Here is a 22365-nt window from a genome sequence, read left to right as displayed (position 1 = left end):
CGCCAGGGGTCTGGCCCAACTACTAGGCGGCTCTCGGGAGCGCCTGCCTTTGTTATCGGCCGCGACCCCGACGGCCATCTGCTGGAACTGGCCACGCCAGGGGGCTGGCCCAACTGCCAGGCGGCTCTCGGGAGTGCCTGCCTCTGTTATCGGCCGCGACCCCGACGGCCATCTGCTGGAACTGGCCACGCCAGGGGTCTGGCCCACGTACAAGGTGTGATCTCTCGGTAGGTTGTTTATCCGGAACCGGCCCCTAGCTCACCCCCAGGTAACGCCCCGGCTTGTGATTCAGGGCGATGATCAGGTTCATGGCCAGGGCGCCGAACACCGACAGCGCCACCCGGTCCAGGGGCAGCATGAAGAAGGCCACCAGCAGGATCATGCCGTCGATGGCCAGCTGGACATAGCCTGCCCGCCAGCCGTAACGCTCCTGAAGGAAGAGCGCCAGGATGTTGATGCCGCCCAGGCTGGTGCGATGGCGGAACAGCACCAGCATGCCCAGGCCGATCAGGCTGCCGCCCATCAGCGCCGCATAGAGCGGGTGCAGCCAGTCGATGGCGATCCACTGGCCGGTCAGCTCGGAGAACAGCGACACCAGGCCGATGGCCACGAAGGTGCGCAGGGTGAAGTTCCAGCCCATGCGGCGGATCGCCAGGGCATAGAACGGCAGGTTGAGCAGGAAGAACAGCAGACCGAAGCTCCAGTCGGTGGCGTACTGCAGCAGCAGCGCCATGCCCGCGGTGCTGCCGGTGAGCAGGGTCGCCTCGGTGTAGAAGTGGACCCCCAGGGCGACGAAGAGCGTGCCCAGCAGCATGGCCAGCAGGTCTTCGTAGGGGCGATGCGGGTCGGTGGGCAGCTCCTGGGGCTCCATGGACGTTCCTCGTTGATGGCATGACAAGACGGAGGCCGGCGAAGCCGGCCTCCATGACGCGCTGCAGTATACCAGGCCTCAGGCGAGGGGATGGGCGTGCTCGACCATCAGCTGCAACGACTCGCGGCCGCGCCAGCGATTGCGGTTGAGCTTGTAGGCGCAGCGCAGCCGGTCGCCGACGCCGAAGGCCGGCACCTCGCCCGGGGTCAGCGCCCGGAACCAGATCGCCTTCGTCGCCACCGGGCCGGCGGCGAGCTCCATCATCAGGTGATTGCCCTCGGCGCCCACCGGGCGCAGCGCCTCCACCAGGAACTCGCCCTCGAACAGCGGCGGGTCGAACTCGCGGCCGTAGGGACCCAGCGCCTCGAGCTCGTCGAGGGTGGCGAGGCTCATCTGGCCAGGCTCGAGCTCGCCATCGGTGTAGACCTTCGGGAACAGCTCGGTGTCGCCGAGCTGCTCGCCGACCGCCTGCAGGAAGGCTGCGCGGAAGGCGGCGAGCGATTCCGCCGGCACGCCGACGCCGGCGGCGCCGCGGTGGCCGCCGAAGCGCGGCAGCGCCTCGGGCGCCAGCTCGTGGGTGCGCTGCAGGGCGTCGCGCAGGTGCAGGGCCTCGATGGAGCGCCCCGAGCCGGTCAGCATGCCGGCCTGGGCGGCCGGGGTCAGCACCAGGGTCGGCCGGCCGAAGGCCTGCACCAGCCGGGAGGCGACGATGCCCTGCACGCCGGGATGGCCATCCTCCAGATGGACCACCAGCGCCGGCGCCCCCTCGGCGAGCTGCGGCCGGGCCAGGGCGCGGGCCTGCTCGGCCATGTCCGCCTCGATGGCCTTGCGCGACTGGTTGTCCTGATCGAGCACCTCGAGATAGCGCTGCGCGACATGATCCTGCTCGGCGAGCATGAAGTGCAGCGCGGCGTAGGGATCGTCGAGCCGCGACCGGGCATTGATCCGCGGGCCCATCTGGAAGGCCAGGGTCTCGGCGTCGAAGGGCACGCTGTCGGCGCCCAGCCGTTCGGCCATGGTCCGCCAGCAGGCCGCCTCCATGCGGTTGATCAGCGCCAGGCCCTGGGTGACCACGGCGCGGTTGGCGGCGCTGCCGCCCAGCGACACGCAGTCCGCCACGGTGCCCAATGCCACGTAGGAGAGCCAGGGCGAGAGCTTGGGCGTGGCGGCCGCCAGCACGCCCCATTCGATCAGCACCGCCCGGGCCAGCGACATGGTCAGCCAGGCGACCATGCAGCCGGCGATGGTCGGGTCCGGATAGTCGCAGTCGTCGCGGGTCGGGTTGACGGTGGCGAAGGCCGAGGCCGGCGGGCCCTCCACCGGCAGCGCGTGGTGGTCGCTGACGATGACGTCGATGCCGGCGGCCTTGAGCCGGGCGATGCGCGGCTCATCGGAGCTGCCGCAGTCGGCGGTGATCACCAGGCTCGGCCGCGGCGACAGCTTCAGCGTCCGTTCCACCAGCGGCAGGCTGATCCCGTAGCCGTCATGGATGCGGTGGCCGATCAGGCTGTGCAGCCTGGCCTCGGGCACGCCGAACAGCTCGTTCAGGGTCCGGCGGATCACCACATGGGAGGTAATGCCGTCGACGTCGTAGTCGGTGAGGATGCCGATGTGCTCGCCCTCGACCACCGCCTGGGCGATGCGCTCGGCGGCGGGGCGCGCGTCCTTGAGCCGCTCGGGATGCGCCAGGTGGCGCAGGCTGGGCGACACCAGCGGCGCGAGCTCGCCGCGGTGGCCGGGCAGGCGCCCGGCCAGCACGCGGGCCTGCAGCGGCGTCAGCCCCTCCGCCAGGGCGCGGGCCTCCAGGGCCTCGTCGCGGGGCCGCGGCAGGATGCGGGGCGTCAGCGAGGCGTCGGGGTCGGGCGTCGGGATAGCGTCCACGGAAACTCCAGGAGATGACGGCAAGACGCCCGGCGAACCGGGCGTCATGAGGCTTACGGCGAGGGCCGAGGGGTGCCGGGTTAGCCCCGAGCCAGAACATGATTACCGCCGGTTGTCGGCCACGAACCGCTGCACGGCGGCGAGCTCGGCCGGCAGCACGCTGTAGCGCTCCTCGCGCTCCAGCAGGTCGTCCATGTGCGGCGGCAGGGGCACGCCCGGGAAACCGGCCTTGACCACCGCGTCGGCGAACTTGGCGGGATGGGCGGTGGCCAGGGTGATCATCGGCACGCTGGCGTCGCCGCGCTCGCGCTCGGCGGCGCGGTAGCCGGTGGCGGTGTGCGGGTCGAGGATCTCCTGGGTGCGGTGATGCGCCTCGCGGATCACCTCCAGGATGGTGGCGTCGTCGATGCTGTGGCTGGCGAACCTCTCGCGCAGCCGCGCCAGCGGCGCCTCGGCCAGCGCCGAGGGCTCGTCCTGGAAGCGCTCGAGCAGCTCGGCCACGGCGGCGCCGTCGCGCTGGTAGGCCTCGAACAGCAGGCGCTCGAAGTTGGACGACACCACGATGTCCATGGACGGCGCCAGGGTGGCGACCAGCTCCTTCTTGGAGAAGTCGTTGTCGGCCAGGGTCCGGTGCAGGATGTCGTTGGCGTTGGTGGCGATCACGAAGCGCTCCACCGGCAGGCCCATGCGATGGGCCATGTAGCCGGCGAAGACGTTGCCGAAGTTGGCCGAGGGCACGCAGAAGCTGACCTTGCGATGCGGTGCGCCCAGCGCCACGGCGGAGGCCACGTAGTAGACGATCTGGGCCATGATGCGTGCCCAGTTGATCGAGTTCACCGCCACCAGGCGGGTGCCGTTGAGGAATCCCTGATCGGCGAAGCTCGCCTTGACCATCGCCTGGGCGTCGTCGAAGTTGCCCTCGATGGCGACGTTGAAGACGTTGTCGGCCAGCACGGTGGTCATCTGGCGGCGCTGGACCTCGGACACCCGCTGGTGCGGATGCAGGATGAAGATGTCCAGGTTGTCGCAGTGGCGGCAGCCCTCGATGGCGGCCGAACCGGTATCGCCGGAGGTGGCGCCCATGATCACGGCGCGCTCGCCGCGCTTCTCGAGGAAGTGGTCGAGCAGCCGGCCCAGCAGCTGCAGGGCCACGTCCTTGAACGCCAGGGTCGGGCCGTGGAACAGCTCGAGCAGGAAGTGATTGGCGTCGAGCTGGTTGAGCGGCACCACGGCATCGTGGCTGAAGGTCGCGTAGGCGTCGCGGACGATCTCGCGGAAGGTGTCGTCGTCGATCTCGCCGCCCACGTAGGGCTGCATCACCCGGAAGGCGATCTCGGCGTAGGAGCAGCCGGCCATGTCGGCCAGCGTCTCATGGCTCAGCTGGGGCACGGTCTCGGGCACGTAGAGGCCGCCGTCGCTGGCCATGCCGGTGAGCACGACCTCCTCGAAGGACAGCGCGGGCGCCTGCCCGCGGGTACTGATATAGCGCATTCTCTGATCCCTTGCGCCGGCGACCCGAGGCCACCGGCGGCGATTATCCGGCGAAAAGCTCGAAGCTCGAAGCTCGAAGCTCGAAGCTCGAAGCTCGAAGCTCGAAGCTCGAAGCTCGAAGCTCGAAGCTCGAAGCCAGCCTGTACCCGCCACATGAGGCGGTCTAGGTTTTTTCTTCCAGCTTCAAGCTTATGGCTTACCGCTCCGGGCGCAGCCCGGCTTATTCGTTCTCGTCCAGGGCCTCGACCCGGATCCGCGTCACCGCGCCGGCGATATCGGCCATGGACTCGATCTTGCGGATCGCCTCGTTCATCTGCCGCTCGCGGGTGCGATGCGTCATCAGGATGATCGGCACCAGCTCGCCCTCGGTGGCCTCCTTCTGGATCAGCGCCTCGATGGAGATGCCCTCCTCGGAGAGGATGGTGGCGACCCGGGCCAGCACCCCGGGGCGATCCACCGCCAGCAGACGCAGGTAATAGGCGGTGCTGATCTCCTCCATGGCCAGGATCGGCGGCTGGTCGTCGCTCTCGCCGATGCCGCTGAAGGCCAGGTAGGGCACGCGATAGTGGTGATCGGTGGTGATGTCGCGGGCCACGTCGAGCACGTCGGCCACCACCGCCGAGGCGGTGGGCTCGGCACCGGCGCCGGCGCCGTAGTAGAGGGTCGGGCCCACGGCGTCGCCCATCACGGCGATGGCGTTCTTGACGCCGTGGACGTTGGCCAGCAGCCGCTCCTTGGGGATCAGGGTCGGATGCACGCGCAGCTCCAGGCCCTCGTCGGTGCGCTTGGAGATGCCCAGGTGCTTGATGATGTAGCCCAGGTTGTCGGCCTGCTCCACGTCCTCGGCGGTCACCCGGGAGATGCCCTCGGTGTAGGCCTTCTCGAACTGCAGCGGCACGCCATAGGCGATGGAGGCCAGGATGGTGAGCTTGTGGGCGGCGTCGATGCCTTCCACGTCGAAGGTCGGGTCGGCCTCGGCATAGCCCAGCGCCTGGGCCTCGGCGAGCACGTCCTCGAAGGCCCGGCCCTCGTCGCGCATGTGGGTGAGGATGAAGTTGCCGGTGCCGTTGATGATCCCGGCCAGCCATTCGATGCGGTTGGCGCCCAGGCCCTCGCGCAGCGACTTGATCACCGGGATGCCGCCGGCCACCGCCGCCTCGAAGGCCACGATCACGCCCTTCTCGTGGGCCGCCTGGAAGATCTCGTTGCCGTGAACGGCGATCAGCGCCTTGTTGGCGGTAACCACGTGCTTGCCGTTGTCGATGGCGGTGAGCACCAGCTCCCGGGCCACGTCGTAGCCGCCGATCAGCTCGACGACGACATCGATGTCGGGGTTAGCGGCGACTTCGAAGACGTCCTGGGTGCTCTTGATGCCGGTGACGTCACACTCGGGGTTGGGCGTGCGGTAGGCCACCTGCTCGATGACGATCGGTCGCCCCGCCCGACGAGCGATCTCGTCGGCGTTGCGCGTCAGTACGTTGAAGGTCCCGCCGCCGACGGTGCCCAGGCCACAGATTCCCACTCTCACCGGTTTCAATGTCATTCCCCTCGTTACTGGCGTGTGTCTCAGCGATACGGCCTCATCGGCCCACCCGCGCTCGACGGCGCGGCTATTGGTCGTTCAGGCCCAGCATGGCCGCCAGGCGCTCCGCCGGCACGTAGCCGGGCACCAGGCGCCCATCGGGCAGCACGATGGCCGGCGTGCCCTGCACGCCGAGTTCCATGCCCAGATGATACTGGTCCTCGACCGGATTGTCGCAGGCCGCGTCGCCCTCGAACGACTCCTCGCGCTTGGCCGCCGCCATGGCCTCGGCCGGATTGGCCGCGCACCACACCCGCTCGAGCTCCCGCGCCCCCGGCGAGCGCATGCCGCCGCGGGGGAAGGCCAGGTAGTCGACCCGGATGCCCATCTCGTTGAGGCGCGGCACCTCCTCGTGCAGCCGGCGGCAGTAGGGACAGGTGGTGTCGGTAAACACCGTGATCCGGGCCTTCGGCTCGTCGGTGCCGCGGAAGATCACCCGCTCGGCATCGGGGATCGCGGCCAGGCGCTCGGCGCGTTCGGCGTTGCGCGCCTGTTCGGAAAGGTTGACCAGGCCGCCCTCGGCGTTCTCGTAGAGGTCGCCGACCAGGAAGTAGTCGCCCTCGCTGTCCGTGTAGAAGCGCTCGCCGGTCGCCAGGCGGACCTCGAAGAAGCCCTCCAGGGGCGTCGCCTCGATGCGCTCCACCGGCATGTCGCGGCCGTTGACCTGCAGGCCCTCGGCGAGACGCTCGATGGCCGCCTCCGACTCGGCCAGGGCGGGCAGCGACAGGGTGGCGAGGGCGCCGGCGATCAGGGCGCGAAGGGATGCAGTCATGGTTCAACCTCGGGGATGGTGGTCGGCGTGCAGGGCCTCGAGCCGGGCCTGCGCCACATGGGTATAGATCTGCGTGGTCGACAGGTCGCTGTGACCCAGCAACAGCTGTACGACACGCAGGTTGGCCCCATGATTCAACAGATGGGTCGCGAAGGCATGCCGCAGGGTGTGCGGCGACAGCGGCCGGTCGATGCCGGCGGCCAGCGCATGGGCCTTGATGCGGTGCCAGAAGGCCTGGCGGGTCAGGCAGGCGTCCCCGCGCCCGGGGAACAGCGCCGGGCGCGACGGATCGCGCATCAGGGCGCCGCGGGCGGTGCGCAGGTAGCGGCTCAGCCAGTGCAGCGCCTCCTCGCCAAGCGGCACCAGGCGCTCCTTGTCGCCCTTGCCGCGGACCCGCACCACGCCTTGGCGCAGGTTCAGGGCATCGGTGGTCAGCCCCACCAGCTCGCTGACCCGCAGCCCGGCCCCGTAGAGGACCTCGAGCATGGCGCGATCACGCAGGCCCAGGGCGGTGTCGAGGTCCGGCGCGGCCAGCAGCCGCTCCACCTCGCCCTCTTCCAGGGTATCCGGCAACGAGGGGCGGACCCGGGGCAGGCGCACCTCGGCCAGGGGATCCCGGTCGAGCCGCCCCTCGGCCAGGGCCCAGCGATAGAAGCGCCGCAGGCTCGACAGCAGCCGGGCGTTGCTGCGCAGCCGATAGCCGGCCTCCCGGCGCTCGTCCAGCCAGTCCGCCAGCGCCTCGCTCCCGGGCGCCAGCAGCGACTCGCCGCGCGCCTCGAGCCGGGCCGCCCAGGCCATCAGGTCGCGGCGATAGGCGGCCAGGGTGTTGTCGCTGGCGCCCTGCCCCAGCCAGAGATCGTCGAGGCAGGCCTCGATCAGGTGCATGGCATCGTCGCTGACCGTCACGCTTCCTCCCTAGCCGTCCCCCGGCCCGACACGACGAGACCCCGCCCCGCGGCTGCGGTGACGGGGTCTCGCTGTCGATGCGTGGCGCACCACGTCACCGCATGCCGGCGGGCAGGCGCCTCAGGCCAGCTTTTCCTTGATGCGGGCGGACTTGCCGCTGCGCTCGCGGAGGTAGTAGAGCTTGGCCTGGCGGACGTCGCCGCGACGCTTGACGTGGATGGAGTCGACCAGCGGGCTGTAGGTCTGGAAGGTCCGCTCGACGCCGACGCCGTGGGACACCTTGCGCACGGTGAAGGCGGAGTTCAGGCCGCGGTTGCGCTTGCCGATGACCACGCCTTCGAAGGCCTGGAGGCGCTCGCGGTTGCCTTCCTTGACCTTGACCTGGACGACCACGGTGTCACCCGGGGCGAACTCGGGGACATCCTTACTCATCTGCTCGGCTTCGAGCGCCTGGATCACCTTGTTCTTGCTGCTCATGACGATAACTCCTCGATAACATTCGTTGACGCGCCGGTCCGGCAGTGGTTGGCCGGCGTGTCGTGATCCCGGCGCTCGAGCGGGTCGAGGCGCGGGAGTCCTGTTGGTGACGCAGGTCCGCCGCCCTCAGGGCGCGTCCTGCACCTCCGCCTTGTCGGCGTGCTCCTCGATGAACTCCTCCAGCAGGGCCCGCTGCTCGGCGGTCAGCTGCCTGCCTTCCAGCAGGTCCGGCCGCCGCAGCCAGGTTCGGCCCAGGGACTGCTTGAGCCGCCAGCGCCGGATGGCGCCATGATGGCCGCTGAGCAGGACCTCCGGCACTTGACGCCCGTCGACGACCTCGGGACGGGTATAGTGCGGACAGTCCAGCAGTCCGTCGTTGAAGGAGTCCTCGACCGCGGAATCCTGGTGGCCCAGCACCCCGGGCACCAGCCTTGCCGCGGCATCGATCAGCACCATGGCCGGCAGCTCGCCGCCGCTGAGCACATAGTCGCCGATCGACCATTCCTCATCGATGTCGGCTTCCACCACCCGCTCATCGATGCCTTCGTAGCGTCCGGCCACCACCACCAGGGGCGGGCCTTCGGCCAGTTCCTGCGCGCCGCGCTGATCCAGCCGCCGCCCCTGGGGCGACAGGTAGATCACCCGGGGGCGCTGCCCGGTGGCCGCCTCGGCCCGGGCGCGGGCGTCGTGGATGGCCGAGCGCAGGGTGTCGACCTTCATCAGCATCCCCGGGCCGCCGCCATAGGGGCGGTCGTCCACGGTGCGATGCCGGTCGGTGGCGTAGTCCCGGGGATTCCAGAACTCCAGGGCGATGCGCCCCTTCTCCACCGCCCTGCCCGTCACGCCCTGATGGGTCAGGGCCTCGAACATCTCGGGAAACAGCGACACCACGCCGACCCACATGGAGGCCTCGGCGCGCATCAAAACGCCGGATCCCAGTCCACGGTCATCACGCCGGCCTCGAGGTCCACGTCCTGCACGACCTCGCCGGGCAGGTAGGGCAGCAGCCGCTCGCGGTCGTCGATGGCCGCGTCGTCGCGCCCCTTGACCACCAGCACGTCGTTGGCGCCGGTCTCGAACAGGTAGTCGACATGGCCCAGGGTCACGCCGTCGCGGGTCACCACCCGCAGGCCCTCGAGCTGGTACCAGTAGTAGTCGTCCTCGCCGTCGAGCTCGGGCAGCTCGGCCTTGGGCAGCAGCACCTCGGCGCCGGCCAGGGCCTCGGCCTGGTCGCGATACTCGACGCCCTCCAGCCGGGCCACCAGGCCCTTGCCGTGGCGCCGCCCCTGGACGAGGCGATGGCGCACCAGGCGCCCGTTCCGGCGCAGCACCCAGGCATCGTAGTCGAGGATGCCCTCCATCGGGCTGGTGTACGAATACACCTTGAGCCAGCCCTTGACGCCGTAGGGGCTGGTCAGCTTGCCCAGCACCACATGGTCGTCATCGGCCTGGCTTGGCTCGACGCTTGCGCTCATCGACGGTCCTGCGTCAGACATTCGGGGCCTTCAGGCGCTCAGGCCTGCTTGCGGGCTTCCTTGACCAGCTCGGCGACGCGGCCGGACAGCTGGGCGCCCTGGTCCTGCCAGTGCTGGATGCGGTCCAGGTCGACGCGCAGGCGCTCTTCCTGGCCACGGGCCACCGGGTTGAAGAAGCCGAGGCGCTCGATGAAACGACCGTCGCGCGCGTTGCGGGAATCGGTCACGGTCAGGTGGTAGAAGGGACGCTTCTTGGCGCCACCACGTGCCAGACGAATGGTAACCATGCGTTGACTGTCCTTCGGTTGAGTTTCGGAGGTTGTCGGTCGGGGCCGCGGCCCTCGACAAGCGGTTCGACCGCACGCCGGAGGCGTGCCGCCGGTGTGTTCGGTCTCGACGTTGGCCGCGATGCATCGCGGACCTGCCAATGAAGACGCCGCATTCTACGGAAATCCACCCCGTTTGGGAACCTTTTTGCGGCCCGCCCGGGGGGATCCCGCCGGCCGGCGGCGTTCAGCGCCAGGGCATGCCGCCCGGGCCGCCCATGCCTCCGGGACCGCCCGGACCACCCGGACCGCCGGGGCCACCGCCCATCATGCCGGACATGCCGCGCATCATCTTCTGCATGCCGCCCTTCTTGCCGGCCTTCTTCATCATCTTCTGCATCTGCTTGTGCTGCTTGAGCAGGCGATTCAGGTCGGGCACCTGCAGGCCAGCGCCGGCGGCGATGCGCCGCTTGCGCGAGCCGTTGATGATCTCCGGCTTGCGGCGCTCCTGGGGGGTCATGGAGTTGATCAGCGCCTCGAGCTTGCCCATCTCCTTCTCAGGCCCCGGCCCCTGGGCCATCTCGGCCATCTGCCCCATGCCGGGCAGCTTGCCCAGCAGGCCGCCCATGCCGCCCATCTTCTTGAGCTGCTGGAGCTGGTCGCGGAAGTCCTCGAGGTCGAAACCGTCGCCCTTCTTGACCTTCTTGGCGAGCTGCTCGGCCTTGCCCTTGTCGACGGTGCGCTCGGCCTCCTCGATCAGCGACAGCACATCGCCCATGCCGAGGATCCGCGAGGCCACGCGATCCGGGTGGAAGGGCTCCAGGGCGTCGACCTTCTCGCCCACGCCCATGAACTTGATCGGCTTGCCGGTGATGTGGCGCACCGAGAGCGCCGCGCCGCCCCGGGCGTCGCCGTCGGCCTTGGTGAGGATCACCCCGGTCAGCGGCAGCGCCTCATGGAAGGCCTTGGCGGTGTTGGCGGCGTCCTGGCCGGTCATGGCGTCGACCACGAACAGCGTCTCGTCCGGCGACACGGCGTTCTCGAGCGCCTGGATCTCGGCCATCATGGCCTCGTCGATGGCCAGCCGGCCGGCGGTGTCGACGAGCACCACGTCGTGGAACTGGATCCTGGCGTGCTTGATCGCCGCCTCGGCGATGGCCACCGGCTGCTGGTCGGAGCTCGACGGGAAGAAGTCCACGCCCACCTCGCCGGCCAGGGTCTCGAGCTGGTCGATGGCCGCCGGGCGATAGACGTCCGCCGAGACCACCAGCACCTTCTTCTTCTCGCGCTCGCGCAGGTGGCGCGCCAGCTTGGCCACGGAGGTGGTCTTGCCCGCCCCCTGAAGGCCGGCCATCAGCACCACGGCGGGCTGGCCCTTGAGGGTCAGCCCCTCGTTGGCCTCGCCCATGATCGCCTCGAGCTCCTGCTGGACGATCTTGACGAACTGCTGGCCGGGCGAGAGGCTCTTGGAGACCTCCTGACCCACGGCCCGCTCGCGGACCCGGTCGATGAAGGCCTTGACCACCGGCAGGGCGACGTCGGCCTCCAGCAGGGCCCGGCGCACCTCGCGCAGGGTGTCCTTGACGTTGTCCTCGGTCAGGCGCGCCTGACCCTTGATCGATTTGAGCGTCTGGGACAGACGATCACTGAGATTCTGGAACATCGGGCCCCTCCGAAAACGATGGCCATGGCAAGCCGGTGCCCGCGCCGCAGCGGCGGCGCGGCGGGCTTGCCTGCAATTGGTCGAAAATTATACGCCTTGTGGCGGCGAGTCTCCATGGCACCGGGGGGGCGGCGGATCGCCCCGCTGTGCGCCGGCGGGAGGATTCGGTATAGTGGCGACTCCATTCTCAGCTCGTCAGGCGCTGGCGACGGCGCACGGATAGCAATCGATGCAAGCGCTTCCCCTGGCCGTCATGGCCTTCCTCCTCTACCTCGCGGCCGCCTCCTGGCAGGGCCTGACCCTGGCCCGCCGGGTCCCGCCCCGTGCCGGCCTGGTGCGCAGCTTCGGCGCGCTGGGCCTGCTCTGCCACCTGCCGCTGGCGGTGGGGCTGCTCGGCCGGGGCGAGACGCTGCTACCGGGCCTGACCACCAGCGCGGTGCTGATCAGCGGGCTAGCGGTGCTGGTACTGCTGGGGGTCAGCCTGTTCAAGCCGGTGCTCAACGTGGCCGCCGGCCTGCTGCCGCTGGCCGGGGTGATCCTGCTGCTGGCGGTGGAATGGCCGAGCCCGGAGAAGGGCGCCGGCATGACGCCGGGCATCGCCCTGCACGCCCTGAGCTCGGCGCTGGCCTTCGCCCTGCTGGCCATCGCCGCCGTCCAGGCGGTGCTGCTCGGCGTGCAGAACCAGGCGCTGCGCCATCACCACATCCGCGGCGTGGTGCAGTCGCTGCCGCCGCTGACCACCATGGAGCGCCTGCTGTTCGAGCTGATCTGGGCCGGCATGGCGCTGCTGACCTTGTCCATCGTCAGCGGCTTCGCCTTCGTCGACGACATGTTCGCCCAGCACCTGGCCCACAAGACGATCCTGTCATTGGCCGCCTGGGTGATCTTCGCCATCCTGCTGGTCAGCCATTACTGGCTGGGCTGGCGGGGCATGCGGGCGGTGCGCTGGACCCTCGGCGGCTACCTGGTGCTGCTGCTGGCCTACTTCGGCAGCAAGTTCGTCATCGAGGTGCTGCTGGCGCGGCCTTGACACTGCCGGGCCCCGTCCCTACAACTCAAGCCTGATACGCGATTGAGGACCCTTCGACTTGAGCGACGACTTCCCTCTGGGATGGCTGTTCGGCCTGCTGCTGCTGCTCATCTGCCTTTCCGCCTTCTTCTCGAGTTCCGAGACCGGCATGATGTCGATCAACCGCTATCGCTTGAGCCATCGCGCCGGCGAGGGCGAGGGGCGCGCCCAGCGGGTGATGCGCCTGCTGAGCCGCCCCGATCGGCTGATCGGCGTGATCCTGATCGGCAACAACCTGGTCAACAACCTGGCGGCGGCGATCGCCACCGTGCTGGCCATCCACTTCTTCGGCGAGGTGACCGGTCCGGCGATCGCCCCGCTGATCCTGACCATCGTGATCCTGATCTTCGCCGAGGTCACCCCCAAGACCTACGCGGCGGTCAAGCCCGAGCGCATCGCCTACCCGGCCTCGGTGGTGCTGGAACCGCTGCTCAAGCTGCTCTACCCGCTGGTGTGGCTGGTCAACGCCATCTCCAACGGCCTGCTGCGCCTGACCGGGGTCAAGACGCTGGAGGCCGGCGGCGACAACCTGACCCGGGACGAGCTGCGCACCGTGGTCCACGAGGCCGGCCCGCTGATTCCCCGTCGCCACCAAGCCATGCTGGTATCGATCCTCGACCTCGAGAACGTCACGGTGAACGACATCATGGTGCCCCGCCACGAGGTGGTGGGCATCGACCTGGACGACGACCTGGACGACATCCTCACCCAGATCCGCACCAGCCAGCACACCCGGATCCCGGTGTTCAAGGGCGACATCAACAACATCATCGGCATGCTGCACCTGCGCAACGCGGCGCGCTTCCTGTCCCGGGGCGAGGTCACCAAGGCCGCCATCGTCCAGGAGGCCCGGGAGCCCTACTTCATCCCCGAATCGACGCCGCTGCACACCCAGCTGCTCAACTTCCAGAAGCAGAAGCGGCGCATCGGCATCGTGGTGGACGAGTACGGCGACGTCGAGGGCCTGGTGACCCTGGAGGACATCCTCGAGGAGATCGTCGGCGAGTTCACCACCGACGTGGCCGGCCAGGATCAGGACATCCACCCCCAGGACGACGGCAGCCACCTCATCGACGGCACCGCCAGCATCCGCGACATCAACAAGGCGCTGGCCTGGCAGCTGCCCACCGACGGCCCCAAGACCCTCAACGGCCTGATCCTCGAGCACCTGGAATCCTTCCCCGACGGACCGGCCTGCCTGCAGATCGGGGCGGTGCGCATGGAGATCCTCGAGGTCCGCGACAACCTCATCACCTCGGCGCGCTGCTGGCAGGCGGTGCGACGGCCGGCCCCGGTCCAGGCGTGACCGAGGATCGCGCCTCGGGATCGCCTCAGGAACCGCCGACCACCCAGGCGTCCGCCTCGGCCTTGAGCGCCCGGACCCGGGCCTCCACCCGATCCCGCCTGGCCGCCTCGGCGGCCAGCGGCTCGCCGAAGTAGAGCGCCACCCGGGCGCGGAAGCGCCGCGGCCACTTGGCCAGCGCCCGCCCCCCGCGATGGGAGGTCCAGGAGCCCCAGAGGCCGGCCAGGGCGGCCGGCACCACCGGCACCGGGTCGCGGGCCAGGATCAGCTCCAGGCCCCGCCGGAAGGCGTGCACCTCGCCGTCCGGGGTCAGCCGGCCCTCGGGGAAGAGCATCACCACCTCGCCGGCCCGCAACGCCTGGCTGACCTGATCCAGCGCCCGACGCAGCCCCCCGGGGTCGCGCCGCTCGGAATCCACCGGAATGGCGCCGACCAGCCGGAACAGCCAATGCAGCCCCGGGGACTCGTAGATCGGGCGATCCATCAGGAAACGCACCGGCCGCGGACAGCCGCCGCCCACCACCAGCGCATCGACGAAACTGACATGGTTGCAGACCACCAGCGCCGGCCCATGGGCGGGCAGGTGGCGACGGCCGCGGAAACGCAACCGGTAGAGCAGGTGGATGAGCAGGAACACCAGCCGTCGCAGCGCCCGGCGGGGCGAGCGGCAGGCCCAGCCCAGGGCGCCCAGCGCCAGCAGGAGCGGGACGCCCCAGGCCAGCAACGGGCTCAAGGTGCCGACGGCCTCGCCTTGAGGCCGGCCAGCAGGGTCGAGAGCAGCTGGTCGAGCAGCTCGTCGACCTCCAGCGGCTCGCTCTGCCAGTAGCCCAGCCGTTCGTTGAGGCCCAGCTGCACCAGGCCGTGCACGCTGCCCCAGAGGGTCCGCCCCAGGCGGCGCGCCTCCGGATCGCCCAGCGCCGGCTGATACTCCTTGAGGGTATTCTCCACCCGCAGGAACAGCGCCTCGATCATGTCGCTCTGGCGCTGATCGAGCTCGCCCTCCTGGGCCAGCGGATAATCGAACATCAGTTGCCAGCGGAAGGGCTCGCGGCGGGCGAAGGTCCAGTAGGCCATGGCCAGCGCCTTGAGCCGGGCCTCGGGCGCGGCTGCCTCGAGCAGCGGATCGATGGCGGTTTGCAGCCGCGCCAGGGACTCCAGGTTCACGTGCTGCAGCAGGTTGTTGAAGCTGCCGTAGAGCTTGAGCAGGGTGCTGGGCGCACAGCCGACCTCCCGGGCCAGGGCGCGCAGCGACAGGGTATGCACCGGTTGCTCCTGCAGCCAGGCATCGCAGGCCGCCATCACCTGGGCATGCAGGGCCTCGGGGGCGTGCTGTCTGGGACGGGCCATGGACTTCCTCGCGGAGCAGGAGAGCGGGTCGCGACGGCGGGCGCCGGCGACGAGGGGCGTATGAAAACACCGTTTCCGCTAGCATATCGTGCCTGCGGATCAACGCAAGCCCGGGCGCCGTCGCGCTTTTCTCGCCAGCGTGTCTTGGTTACCCTGACGCTCCCTTTCCCCGGAGGTTCCATGGCCGGCCGCCTCTATATCCCGCCCCTCGACCTCGAGCGCCTGATGCCGGGCCTGGCCATCGACGTCCCGCCCGTCACCGGCGCCAACCTGGCGCCGCGCCGCCCGCTGTCGATCATTCGCCTGGAGGCCGGCCGCCCCCGCCTGACCCAGGCCTTCTGGGGGCTGACGCCGCCCTGGCTCGAGGTCCTGGACCACGCGCCCCACTGCGCCCGGGCCGAATCCCTGGAGCGGCGCGCCATGTTCCGCGAGGCCTTCGCCGCCCGGCGCTGCCTGGTGCCCGCGGGGGGCGTCTACGCCTGGCAGCCGCGGCCGAGGGGCAAGCAGCCCTACCTGGTGACCCGCGTCGACCGCGGCCCCCTGCTGCTGGCCGGCCTGTGGTGCCGCTTCCACACCGGACTGACCGAGCACCACGACTCGTTCGCGCTGATCACGGTGGCCGCCAACGACCTGCTGACCCCGATCACCGACCGACTGCCGGCGGTGATCGACGCCGCCGACGCCGCGGCCTGGCTGGATCCGGCGACGCCGCGCGACACGCTTCGGGAACGGCTCGCTCCCGCGCCGGGGGAACTGTTGGGCGCATTTCCGGTATCAAGACGAGTGAACGATCCCGACCACCAGGAGGCCGCCTGCGCCTATCCCACCGGTCCCATGCTGTGTCGGAACACCGCCAAGGAGTGATGATGCCCCGCCCCCGACTGCCCCGTCTGGTCCTGTCGCTGACCCTGGCCGCCGGCCTGCTGCCCGCCGCCGCGAGCGCCACGGCGGTCGCCGCCGAACCGGCGGCGACCGCGCCCGTGCCCCACGTCAGCCCCGCGGACGATCGCGCCTACCGGCTGGCGACTCTCGACAACGGCCTCACCGCCCTGCTGGTCAGCGACCCCGAGGCCGACAAGGCGGCGGCCTCGCTGAACGTCGAGGTCGGCAGCCTGCACAATCCCGAGGACCTGGCCGGCCTGGCCCACTACCTGGAGCACATGCTGTTCCTGGGCACCGAGGCCTACCCGGAGGCCGATGCCTACCAGGGCTACCTGTCGCGGCACGGCGGCCAGCACAACGCCTATACCGCGCCCCGGGACACCAACTACTTCTTCTCGGTGGAGCCCGACGCCCTGGACGGCGCCCTGGACCGCTTCAGCCACTTCTTCATCGACCCGCTGTTCAACGCCGAACGGCTGGCCAGCGAGCGCCAGGTGGTGCATTCGGAATACATGGCCCGCAAGCGCGACGCCGGACGCCGCCAGGACGCCGTGCTCGATCGCCTGCTCAATCCCGACCACCCGGCGACGCGCTTCTCCGTGGGCAGCAACGCCACCCTGGCCGACCGACCGCCCGGCGAGCCGGACCTGCGTCGACGGGTGGTCGAGTTCTACGAACGCCACTACGGCGCCGGCGTCATGCGCCTCGCCGTGGTCGCCCCCCAGCCGCTGGACGAGCTCGAGGCCCTGGTCCGCGAGGACTTCGCCGAGGTGCCCGACCGCGGCCTGTCGCGCCCCGCGATCGAGCCGCCGCTGGTGACCCCGGAGCGCCTGCCCGCGGCCGCCGAGTGGCGCGCCCTGCGTGACAGCCGGCGGCTGTCGTTCTTCTTCCCGATCCCCGACCCGACGAGCGCCTATCGGCTGAAGCCCGCCAGCTACCTGGCCAACCTGCTCGGCCACGAGGGCGAGGGCAGCCTGCTGCACGCCCTGCGCGAGGCCGGCTGGGCCGACGGCCTGTCCGCCGGCACGACTCACGGCGACGGCCGCCAGGCGCTGTTCAGCGTCGAGATCAGCCTGACCCCCGAAGGCGCCGAGCACCTCGAGCGCATCCAGGCGAGCCTGTTCGCCGCCATCGAGCTGATTCGCCGCGAGGGCATGGCGGCCTGGCGCTACGACGAGCAGGCCCGCCTGGCCGACCAGGCGTTCCGCTTCCGCGAGCACGGCCCGGCGCTCCAGGAGGCCATGCGCCTGGCCACCCAGCTGTCCCACTACCCGGTCGAGGACGTCAACTACGCGCCCTATCGCATGGACGGCTTCGATGCCGAGCGCATCGGCACCTGGCTCGACGCCCTGCGTCCGTCGCGGATGCTGCGCCTCTACAGCGGCCCCGAGGTCGAGGGCGAGCGCACCACCCCCTGGTTCGACGTGCCCTGGTCGCCGGCCGCACCCGGCGTCGGCGACGCCGAGCCCCTGGCCGGCCTGGCGCTGCCCGCCCCCAACCCCTATATCGCCGAGGACCTGGCCCTGCGGGAGGGCCAGGACGAGGCGCCGGTACGGCGCATCGACGGCCCCGCCTTCGACTTCTGGCAGATGCGCGATGCCAGCTTCGGCGCACCTCGGGTCGAGTGGCGCTTCAGCCTGCAGCATCCCGCGGCCAGCCGCGATGCCCGCGACGCCGCCCTGGCCCGACTGCTGGCCGGCTGGCTGCAGGACAGCCTCAACGAGGCCCTGTATCCGGCCCGGCTGGCCGGCCACGACTTCGAGGCCTATGCCCACGCCCGGGGCATCACCCTGTCGTTCTCGGGCTGGCGGGACGGACAGGCGCTGCTGGTCGAGCGCGTGCTGAAGCGGCTGCGCCAGGGCACCATCGAGGCGGCCGACGTGGAGCGGGTCCGCCAGCGGCTGCGCCGGGAGTGGCGCAACGCCCCCCAGGACGCCCTCTACCGCCAGGCCGGACGCACCCTCGCCGAGACCCTGATCCGTCCCCAGTGGCCGCCCGAGGCCCTGCTGGGCGCCCTGGAGGACGTCGACGCGGCCGGCCTCGCCCGCTATCGCGAGGCCTTCCTGGACGCGCTGCACCTGGAAGCCATGGCGGTGGGCAACCAGGACGCGACCTCGGCCACGCGCCTGGCCCGCCGGGTCGCCGAGACCCTGTCGCCGAACCTCGAGGCCGCGGCGATTCCCGACCTGACCCCGCTGCAGGCCGCGGCCGACCTGCCGCCGCTGACCCCGGACACCGCCCGGGACGAGTTCCTGGTCATGCGCTACCTGCAGGGGGCGGACCGCTCGCTGGCCAGCCAGGCGCGGCTGGCCGTGCTCGGCCGGCTGCTGGAGACGCCCTTCTACCAGCGCCTGCGTACCGAGCAGCAGCTGGGCTACGTGGTCAACGCCGGCTACCGGCCGCTGCTCGACGCGCCGGGCATCGCCCTGCTGGTGCAGTCGCCGGGTACCGACAGCGCCACCCTCCAGGGGCACATCGACGCCTTCCTGGACACCTTCGACGAACGCCTGGCATCGCTGAGCGAGGAGGAGCTGGCGCCCTACCGCCAGGCCGTCCACGACGACCTGCTGCGCCGCGACACCAGCCTGGCGCAGCGCACCAACCGGCTGTGGCAGCGCCTCGCGCTGGACGGCGGCGACTTCGATCGCCGCCGGCGGCTGGCCGAGCGAGCCCTGGCGGTGACCCCGGCCGCGCTGCGGGCGCTCTGGCCGGGACTGCGCGACGAGGCCGTGGTGCAGATCACCCACGACCCGGGCGATGCCGCCAGCGACGTCATGGCCCTCAAGGCGACGCTGCCCCCGCTGCCCGACGGCGAGGGCTGAAGACGACGATGCCCGGCCGCCTGGCCGGGCATCGTGTTAGGGGGCTGGCATGGATGCCGCGGTCAGCCGAAGGCCTGGGCCGGCATGATCGCCTCCACGTGCATCACCAGCTCCTCGAGGATCTGGCGCTCGCGATCGCCGAGCGCCACCTGGTTGAGGCGCTCGATCTCGCGGGCGAAATCCTTGAGGGCGAAGCCGGCCACGGCCGGATCGTTCATGCGCTCCCAGCGGAAGGCCTCCCAGCGGGCCTGTTCCTCGCCGGTCAGGGTGTCCGGGTAGCTGCGCGCCCGGTAGCGGAACAGCATCTCCTCCAGGCGCGGATCCTGGAAGGCGAAACGCGCCCCCACCAGCTCCCAGGGGTCGGTGGCGCGTACCCGCTCCATCTGCTGGCGGTCCGAGGGCGAGAAGAAGCCCCCGGAATACAGCATCAGGTCGGGGTCATGGGGCGGCTCCGGCGGCGGGGCGGCGAACACCTCGACGACCCGCGCGATCGCCTCGGGGTGGTCGGCGAGGGTCTTCCAGTGGCGCCGGCAGGCCGCCATGTCCAGCGACAGCCGCTCGACGAGCTCGCCGTACTCCCCCTGACGAGGCCCGGCGGTGTCCTTGAGGGCATTGGGCGGCAGCACCACCGGACACTTGTTGATGTGGATGACCTTGAGCGGGATCCGCGACTCGCCCTCCGCCAGGTCGTCGTTGCTGACGAAGACCCGCTCGCGGATCTGCTCGGCGCTCAGCGTCAGCAGCGGCTCGGGATCCACCGAGAGGTCGTAGACGATGACCCCGTTGGGGTTGCTGGGATGCTCGGCGAGCGGCATCACCAGGGCGCTGCAGCCGCGGCTGGCCGGATAGCGCCGGGAGATGTGCAGCATCGGCTTGTGCCCCGGCACGTCGAGCTGGCGGGCCACCTGGCGCTTGCCGCGCAGGCCCAGCAGGTAGTCGAAGAGCTTGGCGTTGCACTCGCGCAACCGCCGCGCCAGGGCGATGGTCGCGCGTACGTCGGCCAGGGCATCGTGGGCGCCGGCATGCTCGATGCCGTTGGCGGCGGTCAGGTCCTCGAGCCTGAAGCTGGGCGAGCCGTCCTCGCGGGTCGGCCACTCGATGCCCTCGGGGCGCAGCGCATGGAAGGCTCGCACCACGTCGATCAGGTCCCAGCGCGAGTTGCCGTTCTGCCACTCCCGGGCATAGGGGTCGAGCAGGTTGCGATAGAAGAGGTGACGGCTCACCTCGTCGTCGAAACGCAGGCTGTTGTAGCCCAGCGCGCAGGTGCCGGGCTCGGCCATGGCCGCCATCACCCGGCCGGCGAATTCCGCCTCGGGCAGCCCGCGACGGCGGGCCTGCTGGGGCGTGATGCCGGTGATCAGGCAGGCCTGGGGATGCGGCAGATAGTCGTCGGCCGGCTTGCAGAACAGCTCGATGGGCTCGCCGATCTCGTTGAAGTCGGCGTCGGTGCGGATGGCCGCGAACTGGGAGGGCCGGTCCCGACGCGGGTCGGCGCCGAAGGTCTCGTAGTCGTGCCAGAGAAAGGTCAGGGGGGCGGCTTTCGACTGCGCCATGGGCGAGCGTCTCCGGGCTGCAAGGAACGGGGGCCCAGCCTAGCACAGGGCGAACGGCGGCTCAGCCGCCGTTCAGGCCTTGGGCAGGGTGACGTTGAGCTCCAGGACCGAGCAATTGTCCTCGCTGTCCAGGCTGATGTTGATGGCGTCGTCGTCGACCTGGACGTAGCGCCGGATGACCTCCAGCAGCTCCTTCTCGAGCATCGGCATGTAGTCCGGCTGCCCCCGCTGGCTGCGCTGGTGAGCAACGATGATCTGCAGCCGCTCCTTGGCGACCGAGGCGGACTTCTTGCGCTCGCGCTTCAGGAAATCGAGTAGCTTCACCGACGACCTCCTCCGAACATGCGGCTCAACAATCCCTTCTTCTGGAACTCGTGGAAGCGCAGCGGCACCTCCTCGCCCATCAGGCGAGCCACGGTGTCGGCGTAGGCCTGGCCGGCATCGCTGGCCTCGTCGTGGGTGACCGGCACGCCCTGGTTGGAGGCGCGCAGCACCGCCTCGGACTCGGGGATCAGGCCGACCAGGTCGATGGCCAGGATCTCCTGGATGTCCTCGAGGTTGAGCATGTCCCCGCTGTCGACGCGGTTGGCGTTGTAGCGGGTGATCAGCAGGTGCTCGCGGATGGGGTCGTCGCCGCGCTCCGCCCGCCGCGTCTTGGAGGCCAGCAGCCCCAGGATGCGGTCCGAGTCGCGCACCGAGGACACCTCGGGGTTGGTGACCACGATGGCCTCGTCGGCGAAGTACATGGCCAGCTGGGCGCCGCGCTCGATCCCCGCCGGCGAGTCGCAGACGATGAAGTCGAAGTCCTTGTTCAGGGTATTGAGCACGGTCTCGACCCCTTCCAGGGTCAGGGCGTCCTTGTCACGGGTCTGGGAGGCCGGGAGGATATGCAGGTTGTCGACCCGCTTGTCGCGGATCAGCGCCTGATTCAGACCGGCCTCGCCCTGGATGACGTTGACCAGGTCGTAGACCACGCGACGCTCGCAGCCCATGACCAGGTCGAGGTTGCGCAGCCCCACGTCGAAGTCGATGACCGCGGTCTTCTGGCCCCGCAGCGCCAGCCCGGTGGCGATGGCGGCAGCACTGGTTGTCTTTCCGACCCCACCCTTGCCGGAGGTCACAACGATGATCTTGGCCAAGTGTCACATCCTGTCTGTCGTGTTGTGGAAGGGGCGGCGCCGTTGGGCGCCGCCGAAACGCCGCGCCGTCCTCAGTCGAGTGGCATGATGCCCAGCTGGTCGTCGGCCAGGCGCACCTGCACGGCGGCGCCCAGCAGGCGCGGATCGATGTCCTCCAGCCGCTTGTAGTTGCCGGCCACGGACAGCAGCTCGGCGCGCAGCTCGCGGCAGAAGATGCCGGCGCCGGCATGGCCGTGGATGCCGGCCAGGGCGCGGCCGCGCAGGGCGCCATAGACGTGGATGCTGCCGCCGGCCAGCACCTCGGCGCCGGCATTGACCGCCCCGATCACGACCAGGTCGCCGTCCGGGGCGGTCACCTGCTGGCCCGAACGCACGGTGCCGCGGTAGATGCGCCCGCCGGGCTCGGCCGGCGCCGCGTCCTGAGGCGCCGACTCGGCCGCCTCCGGGGCGGCCGGCACGCTCTCCAGCGACCGGGGACGCGCGGCCTCCTGGGGCGGAAACCAGCCGAGCCCCAGCGCCCAGGCCGACTGCTTGACGGGATCGGCCCCGCCGCGCACCGCCACGGGCAGCAGCTTGTGAGCCCGGCACACCGCACAGATGCGCTCCAGGGCCAGGTGCGGCTCGTCGAGGCGCTCGACGTTGAGCACCACCGGGGTGTGCTGAAAGAAGGCTGGGGACTGGCTGAGCTTGCCGGCGAGCTGTTCCCGGATGCGCTCCGGGTCGGCGCTGGTCAGTTCCATGACCGTCATCGGCAGCATGCCGCCCTTGAAGGTGAATGCCATGCCGTCCCTGTCCACTTTGAGGCTCATTGCCGCACTCCACGTCGGGTGATGGTCGAGGCCTGCCCACAAGCTAAGCGAGTGCAC

Annotated in this window: 21 protein-coding genes; 4 read left to right on the top strand and 17 right to left on the bottom strand. The window is 70.3% G+C overall.

Annotated features, from left to right (window positions below; translation table 11 throughout):
* Window positions 1–253 precede the first annotated feature (253 nt).
* The 11 genes from QC818_RS17410 to ffh all read right to left on the bottom strand — a co-directional run bounded on the left by QC818_RS17410 (window position 254) and on the right by ffh (window position 11384).
* The gene (locus tag QC818_RS17410; RefSeq protein ID WP_309654133.1) at window positions 254–871 is read right to left on the bottom strand and encodes a YitT family protein; all 618 of its coding nucleotides are present in this window, start codon (window positions 869–871) and stop codon (window positions 254–256) included.
* A gap of 78 nt (window positions 872–949) precedes the next feature.
* Complete coding sequence (locus QC818_RS17405) at window positions 950–2752, bottom strand: single-stranded-DNA-specific exonuclease RecJ (RefSeq protein ID WP_309654132.1); 1803 nt, start codon at window positions 2750–2752, stop codon at window positions 950–952.
* A 102-nt stretch (window positions 2753–2854) separates the two neighbouring features.
* Window positions 2855–4243: a threonine synthase gene (gene thrC / locus QC818_RS17400; protein WP_309654131.1), complete on the bottom strand. Its 1389-nt coding sequence runs from the start codon at window positions 4241–4243 to the stop codon at window positions 2855–2857.
* A gap of 220 nt (window positions 4244–4463) precedes the next feature.
* On the bottom strand, window positions 4464–5780 hold the full coding sequence (locus tag QC818_RS17395) for a homoserine dehydrogenase (RefSeq protein WP_309654130.1): 1317 nt from the start codon (window positions 5778–5780) through the stop codon (window positions 4464–4466).
* Window positions 5781–5853: 73 nt separating this feature from the next.
* Window positions 5854–6597 (bottom strand): DsbC family protein, encoded by a 744-nt coding sequence (locus QC818_RS17390; RefSeq protein WP_309654129.1) that lies wholly within the window; start codon window positions 6595–6597, stop codon window positions 5854–5856.
* Between the two features lie 3 nt (window positions 6598–6600).
* Window positions 6601–7482, bottom strand: coding sequence for a site-specific tyrosine recombinase XerD (gene xerD / locus QC818_RS17385; RefSeq protein WP_309654137.1), 882 nt, complete (start codon window positions 7480–7482; stop codon window positions 6601–6603).
* Window positions 7483–7623: 141 nt separating this feature from the next.
* Window positions 7624–7980 carry a 50S ribosomal protein L19 gene (rplS, locus tag QC818_RS17380; protein WP_309654128.1) on the bottom strand — a complete coding sequence of 119 codons (357 nt, stop codon included), beginning with the start codon at window positions 7978–7980 and terminating at the stop codon, window positions 7624–7626.
* 126 nt (window positions 7981–8106) lie between these two features.
* Window positions 8107–8883, bottom strand: a complete 777-nt coding sequence (trmD, locus tag QC818_RS17375; RefSeq protein ID WP_309654136.1) for a tRNA (guanosine(37)-N1)-methyltransferase TrmD — start codon at window positions 8881–8883, stop codon at window positions 8107–8109.
* 17 nt (window positions 8884–8900) lie between these two features.
* Complete coding sequence (gene rimM, locus QC818_RS17370) at window positions 8901–9455, bottom strand: ribosome maturation factor RimM (protein ID WP_309654127.1); 555 nt, start codon at window positions 9453–9455, stop codon at window positions 8901–8903.
* Between the two features lie 38 nt (window positions 9456–9493).
* The gene (rpsP, locus tag QC818_RS17365) at window positions 9494–9742 is read right to left on the bottom strand and encodes a 30S ribosomal protein S16 (protein ID WP_309654126.1); all 249 of its coding nucleotides are present in this window, start codon (window positions 9740–9742) and stop codon (window positions 9494–9496) included.
* Between the two features lie 226 nt (window positions 9743–9968).
* On the bottom strand, window positions 9969–11384 hold the full coding sequence (gene ffh, locus QC818_RS17360) for a signal recognition particle protein (protein WP_309654125.1): 1416 nt from the start codon (window positions 11382–11384) through the stop codon (window positions 9969–9971).
* 229 nt (window positions 11385–11613) lie between these two features.
* Here ffh and QC818_RS17355 point away from each other — a divergent pair, with 229 nt between their 5' ends.
* Together QC818_RS17355 and QC818_RS17350 are read left to right on the top strand one after the other, a co-directional pair.
* Entirely contained in the window at window positions 11614–12414 is an 801-nt protein-coding gene (locus QC818_RS17355) for a cytochrome C assembly family protein (RefSeq protein ID WP_309654124.1), read from the top strand.
* Between the two features lie 58 nt (window positions 12415–12472).
* On the top strand, window positions 12473–13759 hold the full coding sequence (locus QC818_RS17350) for an HlyC/CorC family transporter (protein WP_309654123.1): 1287 nt from the start codon (window positions 12473–12475) through the stop codon (window positions 13757–13759).
* Between the two features lie 25 nt (window positions 13760–13784).
* On the opposite strand, the gene QC818_RS17345 is transcribed toward QC818_RS17350, so the two are convergent.
* Both QC818_RS17345 and QC818_RS17340 read right to left on the bottom strand, forming a co-directional pair.
* A complete protein-coding gene (locus QC818_RS17345) occupies window positions 13785–14438 on the bottom strand; it encodes a 1-acyl-sn-glycerol-3-phosphate acyltransferase (RefSeq protein ID WP_374710102.1) in 654 nt (217 codons plus the stop codon).
* Between the two features lie 47 nt (window positions 14439–14485).
* Window positions 14486–15103, bottom strand: coding sequence for a TetR/AcrR family transcriptional regulator (locus QC818_RS17340; RefSeq protein ID WP_309654122.1), 618 nt, complete (start codon window positions 15101–15103; stop codon window positions 14486–14488).
* 180 nt (window positions 15104–15283) lie between these two features.
* On the opposite strand from QC818_RS17340, the gene QC818_RS17335 reads away from it, so the two are divergent.
* Together QC818_RS17335 and QC818_RS17330 are read left to right on the top strand one after the other, a co-directional pair.
* On the top strand, window positions 15284–15967 hold the full coding sequence (locus QC818_RS17335; RefSeq protein ID WP_309654121.1) for an SOS response-associated peptidase: 684 nt from the start codon (window positions 15284–15286) through the stop codon (window positions 15965–15967).
* A 2-nt stretch (window positions 15968–15969) separates the two neighbouring features.
* Window positions 15970–18807: an insulinase family protein gene (locus QC818_RS17330; RefSeq protein ID WP_309654120.1), complete on the top strand. Its 2838-nt coding sequence runs from the start codon at window positions 15970–15972 to the stop codon at window positions 18805–18807.
* 62 nt (window positions 18808–18869) lie between these two features.
* On the opposite strand, the gene sbcB is transcribed toward QC818_RS17330, so the two are convergent.
* The 4 genes from sbcB to minC form a co-directional block, all read right to left on the bottom strand.
* Window positions 18870–20360 carry an exodeoxyribonuclease I gene (sbcB, locus tag QC818_RS17325; RefSeq protein ID WP_309654119.1) on the bottom strand — a complete coding sequence of 497 codons (1491 nt, stop codon included), beginning with the start codon at window positions 20358–20360 and terminating at the stop codon, window positions 18870–18872.
* 72 nt (window positions 20361–20432) lie between these two features.
* Window positions 20433–20684: a cell division topological specificity factor MinE gene (gene minE, locus QC818_RS17320; protein WP_309654118.1), complete on the bottom strand. Its 252-nt coding sequence runs from the start codon at window positions 20682–20684 to the stop codon at window positions 20433–20435.
* Window positions 20681–21499, bottom strand: coding sequence for a septum site-determining protein MinD (gene minD / locus QC818_RS17315; RefSeq protein WP_309654117.1), 819 nt, complete (start codon window positions 21497–21499; stop codon window positions 20681–20683). Before minD ends, minE begins: the two co-directional genes overlap by 4 nt.
* Window positions 21500–21570: 71 nt before the next feature.
* A complete protein-coding gene (gene minC, locus QC818_RS17310) occupies window positions 21571–22308 on the bottom strand; it encodes a septum site-determining protein MinC (RefSeq protein ID WP_309654116.1) in 738 nt (245 codons plus the stop codon).
* Window positions 22309–22365 lie beyond the last annotated feature (57 nt).

Source organism: Halomonas koreensis (genome assembly GCF_031451675.1).
Classification (GTDB): Bacteria; Pseudomonadota; Gammaproteobacteria; order Pseudomonadales; family Halomonadaceae; genus Halomonas; species Halomonas koreensis.
The sequence above is the reverse complement of the archived record's forward strand: the minus strand, read 5'-3'. Positions and strand labels throughout refer to the sequence as shown.

What these genes read in the sequence shown, in the direction of transcription:
- thrC (WP_309654131.1), bottom strand. Translation starts at nt 4,243, where the DNA reads ATGCGCTATATCAGTACCCGCGGGCAGGCGCCCGCGCTGTCCTTCGAG.
- ffh (WP_309654125.1), bottom strand. Translation starts at nt 11,384, where the DNA reads ATGTTCCAGAATCTCAGTGATCGTCTGTCCCAGACGCTCAAATCGATC.
- QC818_RS17335 (WP_309654121.1), top strand. Translation starts at nt 15,284, where the DNA reads ATGGCCGGCCGCCTCTATATCCCGCCCCTCGACCTCGAGCGCCTGATG.
- rimM (WP_309654127.1), bottom strand. Translation starts at nt 9,455, where the DNA reads ATGAGCGCAAGCGTCGAGCCAAGCCAGGCCGATGACGACCATGTGGTG.
- QC818_RS17355 (WP_309654124.1), top strand. Translation starts at nt 11,614, where the DNA reads ATGCAAGCGCTTCCCCTGGCCGTCATGGCCTTCCTCCTCTACCTCGCG.
- sbcB (WP_309654119.1), bottom strand. Translation starts at nt 20,360, where the DNA reads ATGGCGCAGTCGAAAGCCGCCCCCCTGACCTTTCTCTGGCACGACTAC.
- xerD (WP_309654137.1), bottom strand. Translation starts at nt 7,482, where the DNA reads ATGCACCTGATCGAGGCCTGCCTCGACGATCTCTGGCTGGGGCAGGGC.
- minC (WP_309654116.1), bottom strand. Translation starts at nt 22,308, where the DNA reads ATGAGCCTCAAAGTGGACAGGGACGGCATGGCATTCACCTTCAAGGGC.
- QC818_RS17340 (WP_309654122.1), bottom strand. Translation starts at nt 15,103, where the DNA reads ATGGCCCGTCCCAGACAGCACGCCCCCGAGGCCCTGCATGCCCAGGTG.
- QC818_RS17330 (WP_309654120.1), top strand. Translation starts at nt 15,970, where the DNA reads ATGCCCCGCCCCCGACTGCCCCGTCTGGTCCTGTCGCTGACCCTGGCC.
- QC818_RS17390 (WP_309654129.1), bottom strand. Translation starts at nt 6,597, where the DNA reads ATGACTGCATCCCTTCGCGCCCTGATCGCCGGCGCCCTCGCCACCCTG.
- trmD (WP_309654136.1), bottom strand. Translation starts at nt 8,883, where the DNA reads ATGTGGGTCGGCGTGGTGTCGCTGTTTCCCGAGATGTTCGAGGCCCTG.
- rplS (WP_309654128.1), bottom strand. Translation starts at nt 7,980, where the DNA reads ATGAGCAGCAAGAACAAGGTGATCCAGGCGCTCGAAGCCGAGCAGATG.
- QC818_RS17410 (WP_309654133.1), bottom strand. Translation starts at nt 871, where the DNA reads ATGGAGCCCCAGGAGCTGCCCACCGACCCGCATCGCCCCTACGAAGAC.
- rpsP (WP_309654126.1), bottom strand. Translation starts at nt 9,742, where the DNA reads ATGGTTACCATTCGTCTGGCACGTGGTGGCGCCAAGAAGCGTCCCTTC.